At 44.4% G+C, this 16,061-nt stretch carries 12 protein-coding genes; 6 read left to right on the top strand and 6 right to left on the bottom strand.

The genetic code is table 11. From position 1 onward, the window contains the following. The first annotated feature begins 418 nt into the window (after nucleotides 1-418). Nucleotides 419-1,033 (top strand): hypothetical protein, encoded by a 615-nt coding sequence (locus tag ABS768_RS04445; protein WP_408073765.1) that lies wholly within the window; start codon nucleotides 419-421, stop codon nucleotides 1,031-1,033. Nucleotides 1,034-1,437: 404 nt separating this feature from the next. Here ABS768_RS04445 and ABS768_RS04440 read toward each other — a convergent pair whose 3' ends face one another. The 3 genes from ABS768_RS04440 to ABS768_RS04430 form a co-directional block, all read right to left on the bottom strand. After that, entirely contained in the window at nucleotides 1,438-1,854 is a 417-nt protein-coding gene (locus tag ABS768_RS04440) for a response regulator (RefSeq protein WP_408073764.1), read from the bottom strand. Nucleotides 1,855-1,920: 66 nt separating this feature from the next. Beyond that, nucleotides 1,921-2,334, bottom strand: a complete 414-nt coding sequence (locus ABS768_RS04435; protein ID WP_408073763.1) for a hypothetical protein — start codon at nucleotides 2,332-2,334, stop codon at nucleotides 1,921-1,923. Nucleotides 2,335-2,842: 508 nt separating this feature from the next. After that, nucleotides 2,843-4,459 (bottom strand): reverse transcriptase domain-containing protein, encoded by a 1,617-nt coding sequence (locus ABS768_RS04430; protein ID WP_408073762.1) that lies wholly within the window; start codon nucleotides 4,457-4,459, stop codon nucleotides 2,843-2,845. Between the two features lie 118 nt (nucleotides 4,460-4,577). On the opposite strand from ABS768_RS04430, the gene ABS768_RS04425 reads away from it, so the two are divergent. Both ABS768_RS04425 and ABS768_RS04420 read left to right on the top strand, forming a co-directional pair. Beyond that, nucleotides 4,578-4,751, top strand: coding sequence for a hypothetical protein (locus ABS768_RS04425; protein ID WP_408073761.1), 174 nt, complete (start codon nucleotides 4,578-4,580; stop codon nucleotides 4,749-4,751). A 117-nt stretch (nucleotides 4,752-4,868) separates the two neighbouring features. Continuing rightward, complete coding sequence (locus ABS768_RS04420) at nucleotides 4,869-6,257, top strand: hypothetical protein (protein WP_408073760.1); 1,389 nt, start codon at nucleotides 4,869-4,871, stop codon at nucleotides 6,255-6,257. Between the two features lie 26 nt (nucleotides 6,258-6,283). Here the strand turns inward: ABS768_RS04420 and ABS768_RS04415 are convergent, their stop codons facing one another. After that, a complete protein-coding gene (locus ABS768_RS04415; protein ID WP_408073759.1) occupies nucleotides 6,284-6,517 on the bottom strand; it encodes a helix-turn-helix domain-containing protein in 234 nt (77 codons plus the stop codon). A 560-nt stretch (nucleotides 6,518-7,077) separates the two neighbouring features. On the opposite strand from ABS768_RS04415, the gene ABS768_RS04410 reads away from it, so the two are divergent. From ABS768_RS04410 to ABS768_RS04400, 3 genes are read left to right on the top strand one after another with little or no spacing between them, the layout of a single operon-like run. Further along, complete coding sequence (locus ABS768_RS04410) at nucleotides 7,078-10,104, top strand: SusC/RagA family TonB-linked outer membrane protein (RefSeq protein ID WP_408073758.1); 3,027 nt, start codon at nucleotides 7,078-7,080, stop codon at nucleotides 10,102-10,104. 17 nt (nucleotides 10,105-10,121) lie between these two features. Beyond that, nucleotides 10,122-11,492, top strand: a complete 1,371-nt coding sequence (locus ABS768_RS04405; RefSeq protein WP_408073757.1) for a RagB/SusD family nutrient uptake outer membrane protein — start codon at nucleotides 10,122-10,124, stop codon at nucleotides 11,490-11,492. A gap of 2 nt (nucleotides 11,493-11,494) precedes the next feature. Next, nucleotides 11,495-14,098 (top strand): S9 family peptidase, encoded by a 2,604-nt coding sequence (locus ABS768_RS04400; protein WP_408073756.1) that lies wholly within the window; start codon nucleotides 11,495-11,497, stop codon nucleotides 14,096-14,098. A gap of 41 nt (nucleotides 14,099-14,139) precedes the next feature. On the opposite strand, the gene ABS768_RS04395 is transcribed toward ABS768_RS04400, so the two are convergent. Continuing rightward, on the bottom strand, nucleotides 14,140-14,421 hold the full coding sequence (locus ABS768_RS04395; protein WP_408073755.1) for a DUF6520 family protein: 282 nt from the start codon (nucleotides 14,419-14,421) through the stop codon (nucleotides 14,140-14,142). Nucleotides 14,422-14,504: 83 nt separating this feature from the next. Further along, a complete protein-coding gene (locus ABS768_RS04390) occupies nucleotides 14,505-15,986 on the bottom strand; it encodes a MauE/DoxX family redox-associated membrane protein (RefSeq protein ID WP_408073754.1) in 1,482 nt (493 codons plus the stop codon). Nucleotides 15,987-16,061: the final 75 nt, after the last annotated feature.

Below are 16,061 nucleotides of genomic sequence, written 5' to 3'. Positions count from 1 at the left end.
TAGAAAAGTTTAACTGTTTCCCTCTTGACAAAGCCTTTTTTGTAATATTATATTTGCAATAAAAAATAGTATCATGAAAATAGCAATCCTTATTTTTCTGATTTTCTATTACACCGTTAGCCTAACCAGCTTCCTGTTTTCCGGGTTAAACACATCTCACTTTATTATTAATACGTTAATTGTCTGTTCCGGCGGCTGCGCGCTCATCCAGTACTGGGACAGAATCTAACTGAGTTGGGGATGAGGTCTTTTTAGGTCTCATTTTTTTTTACATTTTTTTAACTCAAAACCTATTGCAAAAAATATTTTCCCTAAATTATTTTTGTCAAAAAAATCACATTGTTTAACCTTAAATTTATTTTTTATGTGTTTAAAATTTTTTAGACGACCAATTTTAAGTTTACTGTTTTCTTTCACTGTGTTTTTCGTTTCATGCAGTCAGTATGATGACCCTGCCACCACATCCTCGGCCACACTAAGCACCAAGTCCCTAACGGTTAAGCCCGAGGAAATTAAAAGTATTCACCAAAACATTAAAAGCTACATTGGGGCCGATGTTACTGAATACCACGACGCGGCATTTTTAGAGACTGTTGAAGCCGAGTTAAATAAGAATATCGAATTTTATAACCAACAGGATCTCGAGGCCCTGTTTGTTGCAAAAGGCGTAAATGTGAGGTACATCAGCCAGGTACAGGACATGATTGCCCTGGGCTCCGATGAGCTTATATATGACTACCTGCTGAAAAATGCCGAAACTATAGACGATACCGGTGCCCTATTACTCTTCTACGAAATGTATAATTTAGCCCTGCAGGGGCAAATAGGCAGTGTACAGGCACAGGCAGCACGCGGTATAACATTCGATTGTGCACTGGCCATTGCAGGTAGCGCCGTGGCAACACTGGCAGGTGCCGGTGTGGCAGTCGCTTCGGCTACAAACCCGGCATCGGCAGGATTTACAGCCACATTAGGTTTCTGGGTGGTGGGTAAAGCCATTGCAACCGTAAGTTTAATAAGGACATGTAGGTAATCATGAAAAAAACAGTGATAGCTTTACTTGCGGTATTCTTTGTACTTAATCTGGTAAACTACATATTTTACAGTAACGACCGTGCCCTATTTATATCTAATATCCTGATAATTTCAATTTGTTTACTGATAGTTATGTACAAAAAAAACATGTAATTATTATTCACAGCTGGTTAATCTTAGGAAGCTTTATGCCACATGGTATAAGGCTTCTTTTTTTAAAAAAGTATGCTCAATAACGGTAAATAAAGATGCATACCCGGCAAAGGGCAGCTGTAACAGGATAGCACTTACTGATATTCAGAATCTAAATCCGTTAACGAAAAAAAGGAGCCGGTACCAAACCAACCCCTGCTTTCATGCAAAAACTATTTTTAAATTATAAGCACGGTAAACTTAACATAACTAATCGGACGGTATCGCGTCTTTCCAGTACCCGATTATACGTTCCAGCATTTTGGTCATTTGGATAAAATCGCTCTTCTTCTCAAAAAAACCGTGAAATGAATTCATACAATACTTTTTCATCGTACTCCTGTCGGCACAGGTAGACATAAACACAAAGGGAATTATCCGCTTTGCAATTTCCGCCTCTTTAAAAACCCTGTCGCGAAGCTCAAACCCGTTCATCTTGGGCATATTGATGTCAGAAATAATAAGGAACGGATACGATTCGGGGTTTTTTAAGTAATTGCACACATCCTCACCGTCGCTAAATGTTACAAGCCTGTTAACAAAAGGTAACAGCCCATACACTTCCTTTAAGATGTCCAGATCGTCAGTATCATCGTCTACTATAATAATTTCACCTTGTTTATTCATAGTTGGTTTTTTGAATATCCAAATTAGAAAGAAACAGGCTAATCAACTGTTAAAAAAATAAGAAAGTTATTTTAAAGACAGCGCAAAATAATGGCTTATAATACTGTCTAAGGTGAGACGAAGCTCCTCAAAGTCACACTTTTTTTCGAAGTAACAGTGCATAATCAAACTGTTATTACTGACCGAGGGCGGTGGCACGGGCGCACCAGAAAAAAATACAAAGGGGATATAATGTTCCTTAAAGCCGGGGAAGGCCAGTAATTTTTCATGAAGTTCCAGTCCTGTCATTTTAGGCATAAGCACATCACTTATAACCAGGAAAGGCAGTATGCCGTTCTCCGTAAAGTAATCGTAAGCCTTAACACTGTCATGAAAAATTAAAAGCTTATTGGTGTACGATAACGTATGGTAGGCCTCTACCAATAGGTCAATATCATCAACATCATCATCAATAAGTACAATAGGTTTCATTTCATTCATCTCTTCAGCATTTTAGGGATTGCTAAAGTACTCATTACTAAACAAAAAAAGTTATAACAAACTGCGCAAAGTGTTGTAACCCGTATTGTTACTGAGGTTGAGAACACAGCAAAATAGAGTAACTCTATAATTGGAAATTTTGATTTATAAAGTCAGTGGTATAACTTATTAATTCAAATTTATCATCAATGTTTTCGAAATCACGTCTCTCAATTTTATCTTTTACTAAAGAAATCAATTTTTTATAATTTCCTGTCCATCATGAGGAGGAGAGAAAGGCCAAGCCGACTTCGAAATCGAGTTATCAACCCTAGTATAAATTGTTCGATACAAATAGGCTGTATTAGTTTCCCTTTTGTATTCAAATACAATATTAGATTCAGAGGCATGTCCTAACTGTACAGTCTCCCCATCCAAATCAGGTTTACACCAATAAAAGTCTTTGTGATTTTCTATTAAATGTTCTATTTTATTAAGGATATGCATTTTTTATAGATTTCGATGGACATTAATCATTTACTTTATTCAAGTACTTATTTATAGCTATATTGGTTACATGCTTACTCTTTTTAATCTGTTTTTCAAAAGAATCAGTTTCAAATTCTACACAACATCTTTTTATGTAACTATGAAAATTAGCTTGTTTTCTACTATTCCTATCTAAAAATTTGAATTCATAAAAACCTCTATCATTTAAAACTAATCTGTAACGCTTATTTCTTTTAATTTTTTTTTCAGTCAAGTCTCCATCTTTAAATTTAACAGGCAAACTGTAAATTTTCTTTACTTGGTTTTTAAAAATAGCATTTTTAGCTTTAGGATTTTGGTCCAATAATCTTGCTGTCCTATTGGCTTTTCTTTTAACAGATGAAACTATCTTCCTATAGTATTTTGATAAATTAGTGGATTTAATTCCTACATGATAACCTCTAAATTCAAATCCAAGATATGACATAGAAGAAGAAACTAATTCTCCTTCATTTGTAACTTTAAAACATTCAAGACGAGTTGTAGAATTATATAATTTATTTTTAAAAATGAATTTTTCCGTTTTATCCTTACTTATTCTAACATAATATTTATCTACCAATAAATCAATATCTTTTTCAATAGTTTCACATAACTCTTTATTACAAATTATAAATATATCATCAGAATATCTTCGGTAAAAGATATTATGAGTTTTTACCCATCGATTTATAACTTCTAAATCAAAATCATATAAATAAATATTTGCTAAAACAGCACTTATAGGCAAACCTTGAGGAATCCCAACATTAACCTTTTTTCCATTATCAAGCTTTTTATGAAAAGGGTTTCCATAAATTGGTAGATTTCCTTCTTTAATATTAAATCTAAAGTCTTCATTAGATTCATAAAAACATCTAAAACCTTTCTTTTTCCTAATTTCTGCTAGTTTACTTTCATCAAAATGCCCTTTACGCCCCTTTTTTCTTTTATTTTTCTTTCGTAAATCGTCTAAAAGAACGTATTTAAAATTAGTACATGCCCTGTAAACCTTATAATGATCTAATGGTAACTCTTTTGTCATTAAAATTTTATTCCATGCTAATTTCAATGTTTTATGATCCAAACTAGAAAAGAAACTTTTTAAATCAACTGCTAAAACAGCTACCTCTTCACCTTCTTTTGTTCTTTTCTTTATCTCATCAAAGCATTCTTTAGCAAAATGAATATTAGATTTACCAACGTTTGAACCAAAAAATGTCTCAATTTTTCTGTAAGCTATTACAGCATCATTAAGAAGGGGTTCGGCTGACAGTAGTTTTTCATATTTATCTTTTAAAATAGTTCCATAATAACTAAAGACAAGTGCATCCATATGACTTGCATAATGAAGCGGTCTCTTCTTTATATTTTTTACCGGATGTAAGGTTTTCTGATAATAATGGGTATGTTTTCTTTCCGAAGTTGTAAACTTGTCGCTTCCTTTTTTAAATTTTCTATCTGAAATCACTGTATGAATCAAGGGGAAAAAACCATAATTACTAATATATTTAGTATTAGTTATTTTTTGGACAATTTCATACCAATTTTCTCCTAACTCTAGGGATCGAGAAAGATGAATATAGCCTTTTTCCTTAAGCCAGTTCGGTCTTACCATAATAAAAAAGAATCTGCGATCAGCAATAGCGTTTAATAATTACATACCTCATAAAATATGAGTTGGATTGGTACCCAATTACTGAGTCATTGATAATTCGACTAAATATAAAAGAATTATGAAATATACTATTAAAGTCGTAACTTTACTGGCAGCCTGTGTAACAAACAGCCCAAGTAACATACTTATAGAAGCTATAATCCTTCTTCTTCAGGGAGTGATAAGGTTGAACCTAAATCCCCTGAGATTAAATAAATCTCAAAACCCGCAATACCTTATTGTAAAGCAGTAAACTAGAATTAATTCTAGCCTTCAATCCACACAGCCGTAATTTTACTCCTCTCGCAGATTCTTAGCAAATTTAACATTTTTTTTGTATTTTCGAAATCTGAACCATAACCTTACTTTAATGGAAAGAAAAATAGGAGATATTGTTGTTTTTAAAACACATCCTTATCTGGATAACAATACAGATGTTAAAATCACAGCATATGCAGAGTATACCCCCCCTTTATTAGTAGTTAAGGAAATAAAAGAAAAATCTTTTAATAAAGAAACTGGGGTAAATATTTCGCAACAATTAAACTGTATTTACTATAACTCTAGAGATGGCAAATTTGTTGAAAAATGGATTAATAATGACCTTATCAATAGCATTAGTAAAGAAAAATACTCGACGGTAAAAAGTAAAATACTTCAAGATATTGATTTAAAAAAAAGTTTGGAAAAAATAAATCTTGATAATGACACTAAAGGTTATGACAAACTAATAAGAAATAATTTTCTGCATCGTAAAGTTGTTTTAAAGTCCGTAGACTTGGAACTTTTGAAAATAAAAGTCAATAGAACTAAAGAAAATGGTGATTTAGTTGAAACGAATCACTTAGAATTTTTACCACCGGTTATGACAATAATTGGTCACAGATGGGTCGATGAAAAGAATAAATTTTGTGATAAAACAGGTTTACCTCTAGTCGAACTAAAATGTAAATGGTATAACTCGAGTTCAAAATCATTTTCAGAAAGCTTCTTTTCTTATGGTATTTTATATTTAGTCAAAGAAATTCAATATTTACTACCTGATAGAGACCTATTATCTGAAATAAATGAATCTATTGAAGAAAATAGCTTTTATAACTTCTCTATTTCCAAACCGTTTGAGTTGGAGGGAAATCCAGATGTTACAATATCAAGAACTATTGGATTTCCTTTATCAATAACATTTAAACATTATTACTATCAGGTAAATTACAGCAATTATATAACACAGAAAAAGTCGGTTACTACAATCGACCAAAATTTTAATAAAATAAGTCAAAACAGTATTTTTGGCATAAAATACCCTAACTATATAAAGGGTTATAAATCAAATGTTTTCGACTGTCAGTTTAAAAGAAATAAATATTATTTAATAACTTATCAAGACAGTTATAATAGAAAAACAAACAGGATAATTAAAGTTGAAGATTTACTCATTTATATCAAAAATATCGATGTTTTTGAAGAAAGCTATAAAACTTCATTAAATGTAGATGAAAATAAAGATTCCGTGTTTGAAACTTATGGTTACCATGACAATGGTAAGATATATTTAAGTGGAAATAATGAAAATATTAAGAACAATATTATAGATAAAAGCATATTTAGTGATTCAAATGTCGAAATATACTTGCATGCAAATTGTTTGTTGAGAAAAGGAAAATATAGAAATTTTAAAATCAATAATATACTTGAAGCAGAAGAAATAAAAGAAGGAGAAGTTCTTTTTGAAGCTACAAAAGAAAACAATACGGAATAAAAAGACAGCCAATTGGCTGTTTTTTTTTAAATTCCTACTTTCTTGAAAAAATCAGAAAGTTTAATATTTCTTGCTTCGCATATTTTATAAAGTGTCTCAACTGGAACTCGATAACTCTTTTGAGTCTTCATTTTTCTGATAGTACTCTCATCAATATTATGCATATTAGCAAATGTAGTTTGTGACTTCCCTGACTTTAGCCATGGATTAAGCCACTCCCTTACAATGTATGTGCATATAAGATTGTTGATATCTATCATAATTAACAAAGAAAATTGATACCTTGTAAAAAAACACGGGTCATCACCCGTATTTAATTTTATTTTTATATATTAGCAATGTTTAATAATTTTGCGATACTTCATATGATAATTGAAGCATTCGCTTTGAATCCCGCCATTGAAAACTGGTAATTTTTGCAACGGGAAGATAAGTGCAAATGCTCACGCCATACGGCGTGGGCTCACTTATTGTTGCACGGTATACCAGTACCTCAATGGCAATAAGCTGAGTTTAAACCCACGCCACCTTTTTAAGGTTTAATTTTCTACTCACAGCTTAGCTTCTTAGCGTTTTACTTCTCTTTTTTTGCCGGGTTTCGCAAACGTTGTAGTAACCCTTAATCCGTTTTTTTATCATGAGGTAGTTTTGTTTTAATAGTTAAGTTAACCCGGCCTGTACTGGTATTCCCTTATCGAGTTAGTTGGGGAAAGGCCGGGTACTTTTACCAAGGTTCATAAAAAAACCCTCCGTGCAAGTTTCGCAGCTTACGGAGGGCATAGACCAATAAAAACACGTTTCACTAATCTTATCCAATGTTATGAAAATTTTTTCAGCTAACAATGGGCTAAGGCTGCTTTTCTATTCTCTTGTGCTAGCCTCCTGCCCGCCCGGTGCATCTGCCCGGGCACACGCCTCACCACCCTTAGGTGCGGCCTATTGTCAACAAACCGTTACCGGTACCGTATCCGACAATTCCGGTCCGCTGCCAGGCGCCTCCGTAATGGTAAAGGGCACCACCACTGCTGTAGTGTCGGACATCGACGGAAACTACTCCATTGTAGTCTCCCCGGGTGATGTGCTCCTGTTCTCCTTTACGGGCTACAAGACCCTAGAGGTACCTGTAGGGACGCAGGCCGTGGTAAACATTACCTTAAAGGAAGACATTACCTACCTTAAGGAGGTAACCATCAATGCCGGGTACTATTCCGTAAAACAGAAGGAAAGTACGGGCAGCATCGCCCGTATTACCGCCGAAGATATCGAGACCCAGCCCGTAACCAACGTACTGGCCACCATGCAGGGACGCATGGCCGGAGTGGAGGTCATACAGGACTCCGGGGTGCCCGGTGGGGGCTTTCAGATAAAGATACGAGGGCAAAACAGCCTCCGTGCAGATGGCAACCAGCCCCTGTACATTATAGACGGGGTGCCCTACTCCTCCGAGGCCATCGGTTACAGCCAGACTTCCACAACCACACCCAGTGCTACCAGCCCGCTTAACAACATCAACCCCTCCGACATACAGAGCATCGAGATTCTTAAGGATGCCGATGCCACAGCGATATACGGCTCCCGCGGGGCCAACGGGGTGGTGCTTATTACCACCAAAAAAGGAAGGGCGGGAAAAACTGTAATAAGTCTGAACTCATGGGCAGGCACGGGCAAGGTGGTCAACTTTGTGGACCTGATGCAGACCGGGCAGTACCTTGCTATGAGAAGGCAGGCCTACGCCAATGACGGGATAACCGAATACCCCGCAACCGCCTATGATGTGAACGGTACCTGGGACCCCAACCGCTATACTGACTGGCAGAAGGAACTGACCGGACGTACCGCACAGCTCAACAGCACACAGCTATCGCTCTCCGGAGGGTCTGAAACCACCCGTTACCTCTTGAGCGGAACACACTACAGGGAAACTACCGTTTTTCCCGGTGATTTCGGTTACCAAAAGGGTGCACTGCACTTTAATCTCAGCCACGGCGGGTCCGAAGACCGGCTGAAAGTCAGTTTTTCGGGGAACTATACCGCGCAGGACAACGACCTGCCGGCTACCGACCTGACCCGTATTTCCCGCTCACTGGCACCCAATGCCCCGGCACTCTATGATGAGAATGGCGAGCTCAACTGGGAAGACGGGACCTTTAACAATCCGCTTGCCGAACTCCGCAGCGCGATTAATGCCAAGACCTACGATCTGGTTCTCAACGGGCTGATTGGCTACCGGCTGGCAAAGGGGCTGGAATTCCGTACCAGCCTGGGCCTTACCGACCTCAAGACCCATGAGACCAAAACCCTGCCTTCCACCATGTACAATCCGGCCTACGGTATCGGCAGCAGCGATTCGGCCCTGCTGACCAACCATACCTTCCGCCAGTCGTGGATTATAGAACCCCAGCTGCATTACGATACAGCGCTTTGGGGAGGGAAACTGGGTGCTATCGCAGGGGCTACCTTCCAGCAGCAACGCAACAATATACTCTACCAGATGGGCTACGGCTACTCCAGCAACAGCCTTATCTACAACCTGGCCTCGGCCAATCAGGTTTTTGTGGTGGCCAGCGATGAGAAGCTCTACCGCTACAACGCCGTATTCGGAAGGCTTAATTATAACTACGATGGCCGTTATATCCTAAACCTTACCGGAAGGCGCGACGGTTCCAGCCGCTTTGGCCCGGGCAGGCAGTTTGCCAATTTCGGAGCCGTGGGCGGTGCATGGATTCTATCCAACGAGAAGTTCCTTAAGGAAAGTGCATCCCCCCTTAGTTTTGCCAAGATAAGGGCTAGTTACGGGACGACCGGCAACGACCAGATCGGCGACTACCAGTTCCTCAACACCTATGCCTCCACCGGGGTGCCCTATCAGGGAATTATCGGGCTTACCCCTACAAGGCTGTACAACCCCGACTTCAGTTGGGAAAGGAGCCGAAAACTGGAGGTAGCCGTGGAAACGGGATTCCTTAACGACCGTATCTTCCTTACCGCCGCATGGTACAGCAACCGCTCCTCCAACCAGCTGGTGGGCATACCCCTGTCGGGAACAACCGGATTTACGACCATCAATGCCAATCTGGGCGCCACCGTACAGAACAGGGGGCTGGAGCTGACCCTGCACTCCGAGAATTTCAAAACACCGGATTTCGAATGGAGTACGTCCCTGACCCTCTCCCGGGCACGAAACAAACTGATCGCTTTTCCGGGACTGGAGAATTCCCCCTATGCCAACACCTATGTCATCGGGCAGCCCGTAACCATCGCCAAACTGTACAATTATGAGGGAATCGATCCCGAGACCGGGCTTTACCGCTTTACCGATGTCAACGGTGACGGGGTAGTCTCCTCCGATAAGGACCGGCAGACCGTTGCCGACCTCACCCCCTATTTCTTCGGCGGGCTGCAGAACCAACTGCGCTACAAAGGCTGGAACCTGGACTTTCTTTTCCAGTTTACCCGCCAGCAGAACTACGACTACAATGCCGGGGTGCCGGCCGGGCAGGCCTACAACCAGCGTACCGACGCCGACAACGCCTGGGCAGCACCGGGGGATGCCACAACCTACCAGCGTCTTACCGCGGGTGGCAACAGTGCCGCCGTGCAGGCCTACTATAACTATACCTCCAGTAACGCCGTTATCGTGGACGGTTCCTTTATACGCCTGAAGAACATCTCCCTGAGCTATACCCTTCCTTCAGGGCTGTTGGGCAGCATGAACTGCAGGCTCTATGTACAGGGACAGAACGTATTTACCATAACGCCTTACAAAGGGGCCGATCCCGAATTCAAAAATTCAGGCTTCCTGCCCCCGCTGCGGATTTTCAGCGGCGGGATACAGGTCAGCTTTTAACTTAAAATCACATCACAATGAAACATAAGATAAAATATACCATAACCGCATCGATTGCCTTTCTGGCAATGACGCTGGTTTCCTGCTCTGACTTTGTGGAGGTGGACCTGCCGCCTTCCCAGCTACCGGGTCCGGTGGTATTTGAAGACCCCGTGACGGCAAGGGCCGCCATGGCCTCCATCTATGCCAACATGCGTGACAACGGGCTGTTTACCGGTAACCTGCCGGGGCTTTCCTGTGTACTGGGGCTATACGCCGACGAGCTGGACTTCTACCGCCAGGAGACCGATTACTTCTATACCAATGCGCTCTTTGCCGCACAGCCCTCCGTAGGGGATTACTGGAACGGGGGCTATTCCCTGATCTATGCAGCCAATGCCGTAATGGAAGGGGCGCAGCAGTCACAAAGCCTTACCCCTGAGGTCAGGGCACAGCTCGAGGGCGAGGCTCTCTTTGTCAGGGCAATGGTACACCTGTATCTCAACCAGCTCTACGGCGGGGTGCCCTATATCACCACAACGGATTACCATACCAACAGCCAGGTGAGCCGAATGACCCAAGGGCAGGTACTGGAGGCCGTCAGGCAGGATCTGCTGCAGGCAGTCACACTCCTGCCGGAAGACCCTTCTCCGGAGAAGGTACTACCCGGTAAAGGGGCGGCCAGGGCACTGCTGGCGCGTACCTGCCTCTATGCGGGCCTGTGGGAGGAAGCGGCCGAATATGCCACGGCAGTAATCGATGATCCGCAATACCAGTGGGTCGAAGATCCCGACACTGTTTTCCTGAACAACAGTACGGCAACCCTCTGGCAGTTTATGCCCGCCGACCCCACACTCAACACCCTGGAGGGAAGCCTCTTTATCTTTGAATCCGGACCACCGCCGGTGGTTGCCCTTACCGGAGAACTCTACAGTGCCTTTGAACCGGGGGATTTGCGCAGGGAGAAATGGATCAGGGAAATAACTGACGGTACTACCAGCTGGTACCATCCCTACAAATACAAACAGGCAGGCCCTACCGGCACCGCAACGGAATATTCCATTATCCTCCGCCTTGCCGAACAATACCTGATCCGTGCCGAAGCAAGGGCAAAAACCGGTGATACCCAGGGAGCCGCGGCAGACCTGAACAAAATAAGGAACCGTGCCGGGTTACCGGATACACAGACAGCCGATCCGCAGCAACTCGTTACGGAAATCATTGCCGAACGCCGCGTGGAGCTCTTTACCGAATTCGGACACCGGTTCTTTGACCTGCAACGCACCGGACTGCTGGACAACACACTGCAGGGCGTAAAACCGGGCTGGGACAGCAGCGACAGCCTCTGGCCTGTCCCCGCCGATGAGATTACCGTCAACCCCAACATCACACAAAACCCGGGTTACTGATCATGAAAAAAAGCAAACAAAAGGGTATCGCCCTCATGGGCTATAGTATAATGCTGCAGGTTTCACTCCTGTTAACGCTGCCCTATACTCTGTCGGCACAGCAGCAAAAAAGCCCACTGCCAAAGGAACTGTACGGGCGCTTCAGCGAGCTCTCCCTTTCATCCCTGTCGGGGGACGGGAGATGGATTGCCTACAACCTTTCCTATCCGAAGGGCGATACGCTTTGTATACAGGCCACCAGCGGCACAGGGTTATACAAACTTGCCGGAGCCAGGCAGCCCGCCTTTGTTGCCGGAGAGGCCTTTGCCGCAATCCTGCCGGGCAATTCGCTCCGGCTCCTGGCTCTCAAAAAAGGCAAGGAAATCACGATACCCAACGTAGTGGAATTCAGGATATCGGAAAACAGAAGGTATATTGTAGCCATAGCCACGGACAGGTCCGCCTTAAGGCTTATCGACTGCCTTTCCGGCAAGACCGTCCTTACCGTTACGGACATACAGGAATACGCCCTAAGCCAAAGCGGGAACAGGCTGGCCTATGTCCGCCAGGGAGAAGGCAGGTCCCGACTGTCAGTCCTGGATCTGGAAAGTGATACGCCCACAGAGGAAACGATCAGCCTGACCGACAAAGGGGAGCCCTGCAGGCTGGTCTGGCACAGAAATGGAAAGGCACTGGCCTATTGCAGTCGTAATCGGGAGAGTGATACCATTACAGCTATGGCACTGTACGATCAAAAGCAGAAAAGTGCGGCGCACTGGTATCCGCCCCCTGGACAGGGATGGACCGCCTCAAGGTTAGCCCGTCTTTCTGTAACAGATGACGCTGCGCGTGTACTGGTAGCACTGCATGCACGGGAGCAGACCCTGAACGAGGGACCCGAGGTGTGGAACGGCAATGCCAAATGGCTTTACCCACTGGACCGCATTATGGCCTCGGAGCGGGGCCAGAAGTCCTTCCTTTGGAAGCCGGGCAGCAATCCTGTACCGGTTAACGACAGCCTGCTTCCCGTGATGCGGCTTACAGGCAGGCAGCAGTACGCCCTGCTGCACAATCCGGAAAGGTATGCCCCACAAAACCTGCTGGAGCCGGAAACGGATTTTTACGTGAAAAACCTCGAAACGGGAAAAACCGAACTGCTGGCAGCAGGGATGACCACGGCACAGGGTTGGCTGTCCCTATCACCCTACTCAGACGATATTGCCTATTATAACGGGAAGCAATGGTGGGTCTTCCACCCTGCAACCGGGCAAAGGCATTGCCTGACTGCCGGTATCCGAACACGATGGGACAATGCCGGTACCAATGCCATACCGCCTGTAAAACCCTATGGCTTTGCGGGATGGACATCCCAGGGAAAGTACGCCCTGATCTATGACGGCAGTGACATCTGGAAAATACCGGTAGCGGGAGGTTCTGCAAAAAGACTTACCCGTGGGGCAGAATCGGGATGGGTATATCGCATTGCCCAAACCGCTTTTAATGATATCATACATCAGGGCAGGGACGCAGAGTCGCTCTTTTTGGGAGGTATCTCCAGGAATGATAACAGCGAGGACTACTTTCTTTACCTTTCCAATGGAGAACTGCATCGAATAAGCCCCTCTGCAGGTTTATCAAGGCAACTGCGAACAACATCCGACGGTAAGGCTGCATTTATCCGGGAACGTTACGATACCCCACCGGGTATCTATTACCTGCCTGACGGCAGAAAAGGGAAAAAGGCAGAGAAGATAACAGCCACCAATACCCTGCAGGATAAATACTGCTGGGGACATTCCGAGCTGATTTCATACAGGACCGAACATGGCATCGGTAAGGCAGCACTTTTCTATCCCTCGGAGTATCAGGCTGGAAAAAGATACCCCATGATCACCTATATCTATGATGAGCTTTCCTACAGGCTGCACCACTATGTTACCCCGCTTCAGTCAAGCGCCGTGGGCTTCAACATAACCCAATATACCCTGAACGGCTATCTGGTGCTCCTGCCCGATATCACCTACAGGGAAGGTGCCCCCGGACACTCCGCCTGCGAATGGGTCACCGCAGCGGTGGACCGGGTGGTGGAGATGGGTCTGGCCGACCCAAAGGCCGTGGGACTGATGGGAACCTCCTTTGGGGGCTATGAAACCGGATTCATCCTTACGCAAACGAACAAATTTGCTGCCGGAGTCGCCGGGGCCGGCATTTATGACCTGCCCTCCTTCTATTTCTCTATGGGAGGTGACCTGCTGCGCACCGAGGCATGGCGTTTTGAAAGCCAGATATTCCGTATGGGATTTCCCTATTTCGAAAACCAACAGGCCTATGAGGCGAACTCACCGCTTCAGCAGGCGGCGAACCTGGAGACACCCCTGCTCCTATGGTGCGGAAAGCAGGACGGTGTGGTATCCTGGCAGCAAAGCCTGTTATTCTACAGCGCGCTGCGCGGTCTGGGAAAAAAGACCGTAATGCTGGCCTATCCCGATGAGTATCATGCCCTGGCAGCACCGGATAATCGGAACGATCTCTCACTGCGGATCAGGCAATGGTTTGACTATTTCCTTAGGGGTAAGGAAGCAGCGTGGATCACAGCCGGAACGAAACCTCCGCAGCATAAAAAATAAAAGGCAGCCCTTCGGGCTGCCTTAACTATAAGCAGGGCTTATTACGGACGGTACAGCTGTATGTTACACGGTGAGGTGGAAGACAGCCTGTTAAATACCTGCCAGTTGGTTACCCCGTCGTTGTACATACAGGGCTCTCCCGGTACGGTACTACAGGTAAGGGTTACTGCCTGGCAACTGGTAACAAGCGGCTTGTGGATATAGTAGGTAGCCGTCTGTCTGGCTTCCACATCGCTTTTGTCCGTCTGGGTCGTTACTGCTCCGGCACTGGCCAGGGCAAAAGCTGCCAAGGGCAGCATCATGGTTTTTAAAATTGCTTTCATAATTAAAATTTTAGTTGGGCCTACTCTATTGTACAGGTTTTCGGCTTTACCCCTGCTACCGGCCGGTAGTATTTTAAGTTTCCCTATCTGAAAAGCTTTGCCATGGAGGGGCTCCAGTAGTGCAGCTGCAGCGTACTGCCGGAAAGGGTATACAATCCCCAGTCCGTTGCCCTAAAGGCCCTCATCTTCTCAAGGTGGGCATCATATACATAAAAGCTGGTCACATATTCTCCGGTTATGAGATCATAGACATCCACTATCGATGCCTGTTGCCAAACTTCCCTGGTCTCGTAACGCCCCATGAGTCCCGAATGGACAAAAAGCAGGTTACGGTGTATCGATGTGCCCTTATTGACTGTTAGTGGCGGGCGGGCCAGCTTGGTATCCCCTGTCTTTGCTATCCTGACAATATCCAGATCGGCTACCGTGGTGGTATCGATGGTATGGCCCCTGTACCTGACACGCAGCAGCGAGTCGGCTACTATAAACTGGTTGCGGTAATAGTAGGTATAGACAAAGATTCCCTTGTCCCTGCTGTACTGCAGGGTTCCTTCGGTGTCGAAGATACCGTCAAGCTGCTTTTCAAGAAAACCGTCCCTTTTGATGACCCCGGCGGGTGTTCCGGTTTCAAGTACGGCCATAAGGTGCTCCCCTTTTGGAGGACGCTGGGCACGGATGGCCACACGGCCATCTCCCATAGGCTGCGCCTTAGTGAAAAATTCAGACCCTTCATAGACTACCTCCGCTTTCCAGCTGTCAGTCCTCCCCCTGAAGACAACAGGTACCATACCGTCCCATACATGAAAGAAAGGGGGATCGACCCGGACCTGTATCGACCTGAAGTCATAATCCTCACTGTCAAGCTTCAAGGTATGGTCGGTACCCTTCTGTAGCTTCCCCTCAAGGGATAAGACATGCAGCGGTGATTCATAGCTGCCTAGAAAAATGCTATCATCCGATGCCCCTGCCAGATAAAAATTAGGATTGGGAAGCCGGGTCTCAACAGTATTGTCAAAGGGCATGGAAGTATATCGCCTTACAAAAGGGTTCTCCTTGCGGATCATACTGTCTGAGAACAGGTAACAGCAGACCGTAACAGCCAGTGCCGCCACTACCCCGAAAGAAAGCCTCAATACAGTTTTCCGGTTCAGGGACATCAGGAGAAGGGCTGCTGCGCCCATGGCGGTAACTACAGCATTGAACAGCAGGTGTTCCTGCCAGTCCATGTTTTCCAGCACCCCGCCACAGGAGCACGGTACAAAAGGACTGTAGTGCAGGATCATATAGATGTAACAGGTGAACATTACCATTAAACAGAAACCCATATACAGTCCCGGGGTCCTGAATTTAGGGATGCATAATGCGATGGCTATTACCAGCTCCAAAACCGGTAGTATAACAGCTATCGGTTCGGCAAATGCACTTAGTAAGGGTGACTGGCCCAGCTGGACCCTGAAATTCTGAAAATCGAGTAACTTGCTCACTGCCGCATAGACAAAAAGTAATACATACAGCAGGCTAATGATTTCAATTACGATTTTCCTTGGTGTCGGTGTTGGCTTCATATCCTGTAAGGTTATGCAGTGGCTATCTGATTGGAAGATAGCCATAGCAGGATTGGTAGGGCCAAGATATATCTT

The organism is Flavobacterium rhizophilum (assembly GCF_046000485.1).
GTDB lineage: Bacteria > Bacteroidota > Bacteroidia > Flavobacteriales > Flavobacteriaceae > Flavobacterium > Flavobacterium rhizophilum.
Note: the sequence above shows the minus strand (reverse complement) of the source record. Positions and strands in the feature narration are given on the sequence as shown.

Bases quoted from the DNA above. Each gene is read 5' to 3' on its own strand.
- ABS768_RS04440 (WP_408073764.1), bottom strand. From the start codon at position 1,854: ATGAATAAACAAGGTGAAATTATTATAGTAGACGATGATACTGACGAT.
- ABS768_RS04435 (WP_408073763.1), bottom strand. From the start codon at position 2,334: ATGAATGAAATGAAACCTATTGTACTTATTGATGATGATGTTGATGAT.
- ABS768_RS04430 (WP_408073762.1), bottom strand. From the start codon at position 4,459: ATGGTAAGACCGAACTGGCTTAAGGAAAAAGGCTATATTCATCTTTCT.
- ABS768_RS04425 (WP_408073761.1), top strand. From the start codon at position 4,578: ATGAAATATACTATTAAAGTCGTAACTTTACTGGCAGCCTGTGTAACA.
- ABS768_RS04420 (WP_408073760.1), top strand. From the start codon at position 4,869: ATGGAAAGAAAAATAGGAGATATTGTTGTTTTTAAAACACATCCTTAT.
- ABS768_RS04415 (WP_408073759.1), bottom strand. From the start codon at position 6,517: ATGATAGATATCAACAATCTTATATGCACATACATTGTAAGGGAGTGG.
- ABS768_RS04410 (WP_408073758.1), top strand. From the start codon at position 7,078: ATGAAAATTTTTTCAGCTAACAATGGGCTAAGGCTGCTTTTCTATTCT.
- ABS768_RS04405 (WP_408073757.1), top strand. From the start codon at position 10,122: ATGAAACATAAGATAAAATATACCATAACCGCATCGATTGCCTTTCTG.
- ABS768_RS04400 (WP_408073756.1), top strand. From the start codon at position 11,495: ATGAAAAAAAGCAAACAAAAGGGTATCGCCCTCATGGGCTATAGTATA.
- ABS768_RS04395 (WP_408073755.1), bottom strand. From the start codon at position 14,421: ATGAAAGCAATTTTAAAAACCATGATGCTGCCCTTGGCAGCTTTTGCC.
- ABS768_RS04390 (WP_408073754.1), bottom strand. From the start codon at position 15,986: ATGAAGCCAACACCGACACCAAGGAAAATCGTAATTGAAATCATTAGC.